The following is a 2,988-nucleotide window of genomic DNA, read 5'->3' as shown; positions in this document are numbered from 1 at the left end:
CTACGGCCCCTACCGCCAGTCCGAGCGCTCGGAGATCTACGCCGACGTGCTCGCCCGCCTGCGGGACTCGTCGTACACCTACGACTGCTACTGCACCACCGACGAGGTCACCGCGCGGCGCAAGGCCGCCGGCTCCAAGGTGATGGGGTACGACGGGTTCTGCCGCGAGCTGACCGACGACCAGGTCGCCGCCTTCCGCGAGGACGGGCGAGCGCCTGTCGTCCGCTTCCGGATGCCCGACGGCGAGATCACCTTCACCGACCTCGTGCGCGGGGACATCACCTTCCAGACCGAGCACGTGCCCGACTACGCGCTGGCGCGCGCCAACGGCGACCCGCTCTACACGCTGACGGCCCCGGTCGACGACGCGACGATGCGGATCACCCACGTCCTGCGCGGCGAGGACCTGCTCTCCAGCACCCCGCGCCAGGTCGCGCTCTTCGAGGCCTTCAAGGCGATCGGGCTGGCCGAGGAGACGCCGCAGTACGGGCACCTGCCCTACGTCATGGGCCAGGGCAACAAGAAGCTCTCCAAGCGCGACCCCGAGGCGCACATGGAGCTCTACCGCGAGCAGGGCTTCCTGCCCGAGGGGCTGCTCAACTACCTGGCCCTGCTCGGCTGGTCGATCGCCGCGGACCGCGACGTCTTCACGCTGGCCGAGATGGTCGAGAAGTTCGACATCAAGGACGTGAACCCCAACCCCGCTCGCTTCGACCTCAAGAAGGCGGAGGCGATCAACACCTCGCAGATGCGGCTGCTCTCGCTCGACGAGATCACCCACCGGGTGCTGCCGTTCCTCAAGGAGGCCGGTGTCGTCAGCGACCCGGTCAACGACGCCGATGCGCGGATGCTCGAGCTGGCGATGCCGCTGGTGGCCGAGCGGATCAACAAGCTCACCGAGGCCGCCCCGATGCTCGGCTTCCTGTTCGTCGACGAGGCCGACTTCGAGCGCGACCCCGACGACGTCGCCAAGGTGCTCGACGAGACCGGCCGCGGCGTGGTCCAGGCGTCGTACGACGCCCTCTCCGGCCTGCGTGAGTGGTCGACCGCCGCGATCGAGGAGGCGCTGCGCGTGGCGCTGATCGAGGGCATGGAGCTCAAGCCGCGGGTGGCGTTCGGTCCCGTGCGCGTGGCCGTCACGGGGCGACGCGTGAGCCCTCCGCTGTTCGAGTCGATGGAGCTGCTGGGCCGCGAGCGCAGCCTCGCGCGGCTCCAGTCGGCCCTGGCCTGACCCGCCCATGGCCAGACCGCTGCCGCCCGAGTTCCAGCCGCAGTACCACCAGCTGCACCGCGTCGGCCGCCCCGGCGAGTGGCGCTCGATCGTGGGCGTGCTGCTCCTGCTGGTCCTGGTCTTCGGCGTGGTTCCGCTCGTCGCGGGCGGCGTCGCGTTCGCCGTCCTCCTGCTGGCGGGCAGCAGCATGGAGGAGGCGGGCGCCGTCCTGGACGTCACGGGCGAGGCGACGCCGGCCGGGCTGGCCCTGCTCAACGCCATCATCGCGGCCGCGATCCCGCTGACCTTCTTGGTCACGTGGTGGCTCCACCGCCTCAAGCCGCGGTGGCTCTCCTCCGTCGCCCCCCGGTTGCGCTGGGGCTACCTCCTCGCCTGCATGGGCCTGTCCGTGGTGGCGCTCCTCGCGTCCGTGGGGGTCGGCCTGCTGCTTCCGCTGCAGGCCGGCGACGCCCCGGTCGGCGAGGTCAACGACTTCACGACCCAGACCCGCGACTTCATCATCGTGATCCTGCTGCTCACCCCGCTCCAGGCGGCCGGCGAGGAGTACCTCTTCCGCGGCTACCTGACCCAGGCCTTCGGCTCCCTGGTGTGGGGCCGGCGGGCCTCGCAGGCGCTCGCCGTGCTGGTGCCCGCGCTGGTCTTCGCGCTGTTCCACGGGCTCTCCCAGGACTGGCCGGTGTTCTTCGACCGGTTCGCCTTCGGCGTCGTCGCCGGCATCCTCGTCATCCGTACGGGCGGGCTCGAGGCGCCGATCGCGATGCACGTGCTCAACAACTTCCTCGCCTTCGGCCTCGCGCTCGCCTTCGGGGACCTCACCACGGCGCTCAACGCCGAGGGCGGCGGCAGCTGGTGGACGATCCTGTCGACGCTGACCCAGTCGCTGGTCTACCTCGGCCTCGCGAGCTGGGTGGCGCGCGCGATGGGTCTGGTCGACGTCGGACCGCCGGTCGGGGGAGCGCCGCTGCCGCCGCCCGCGGGGGACCCCGTTTTGGCCGTGCCGCCACCGCGCGTGTAACGTTCGGGGTCGTTCCGCAGTGGTCATCGCTGCCGGACGTCGTGGGTGGTCGGAGACGATCCGATACCCCCATGGGGTATGGTGTAATTGGCAACACGGCTGATTCTGGTTCAGTTGTTCTAGGTTCGAGTCCTAGTACCCCAGCAAGATCCGGGCCTGTGGGCCGGGATTTGGAGCGACACTCCGGCCCCGCTAGAGTTCAGCTCCGTTGCTCCTCGGAGCAGCACCTGCAAGCCCCCGTTGTGTAGCGGCCTAGCACGTCGCCCTCTCAAGGCGGTAGCGCCGGTTCGAATCCGGTCGGGGGTACAAGCAGATCGAGGCCCGGTCGGGAGACCGGGCCTCGATCCATTTCTCCGGGTGCACCGACGCCGGTGCACTAGCATCCGCGCCCATGACTCGCGCTCCCCGGCTGGTCGCCGGCATCGACTCCTCCACCCAGTCCTGCAAGGTCGTCGTCCGCGACGCCACCACAGGCTCGCTCGTGCGGCAGGGACGTGCCGCCCACCCCGACGGCACCGAGGTCCATCCCGACCACTGGTGGGCCGCCCTCCAGGCCGCCGTCGACGACGCCGGAGGGCTCGACGACGTGGCCGCGGTCAGTGTCGGTGGCCAGCAGCACGGCATGGTCTGCCTGGACGCGGACGGGGAGGTCGTACGCCCTGCGTTGCTGTGGAACGACACCCGATCGGCCGGCGCAGCGCGGGACCTGGTCGACGAGCTCGGGGGCCCCGAGGAGGGTGGC

Annotated in this window: 3 protein-coding genes and 2 tRNA genes; all 5 read left to right on the top strand. The window is 70.7% G+C overall.

Going from position 1 to position 2,988, the window contains the following annotated elements; genetic code table 11:
• Positions 1 to 1,231, top strand: a 1,231-nt coding sequence (gltX, locus tag VLF38_RS01385; RefSeq protein ID WP_325269498.1) for a glutamate--tRNA ligase, incomplete at its 5' end; no start/stop codon positions are given.
• A 7-nt stretch (positions 1,232 to 1,238) separates the two neighbouring features.
• Positions 1,239 to 2,246, top strand: coding sequence for a CPBP family intramembrane glutamic endopeptidase (locus VLF38_RS01380; protein WP_325269497.1), 1,008 nt, complete (start codon positions 1,239 to 1,241; stop codon positions 2,244 to 2,246).
• 72 nt (positions 2,247 to 2,318) lie between these two features.
• Positions 2,319 to 2,390 (top strand) — tRNA-Gln (locus VLF38_RS01375).
• Between the two features lie 89 nt (positions 2,391 to 2,479).
• Positions 2,480 to 2,552: transfer RNA gene (locus tag VLF38_RS01370), tRNA-Glu, on the top strand.
• Positions 2,553 to 2,637: 85 nt separating this feature from the next.
• Positions 2,638 to 2,988 (top strand): FGGY family carbohydrate kinase (locus VLF38_RS01365; protein WP_325269496.1); only part of this gene is annotated, 351 nt, incomplete at its 3' end.

Source organism: Nocardioides sp. (assembly GCF_035481145.1).
Classification (GTDB): domain Bacteria; phylum Actinomycetota; class Actinomycetes; order Propionibacteriales; family Nocardioidaceae; genus Nocardioides.
The sequence above is the reverse complement of the archived record's forward strand: the minus strand, read 5'-3'. Positions and strand labels throughout refer to the sequence as shown.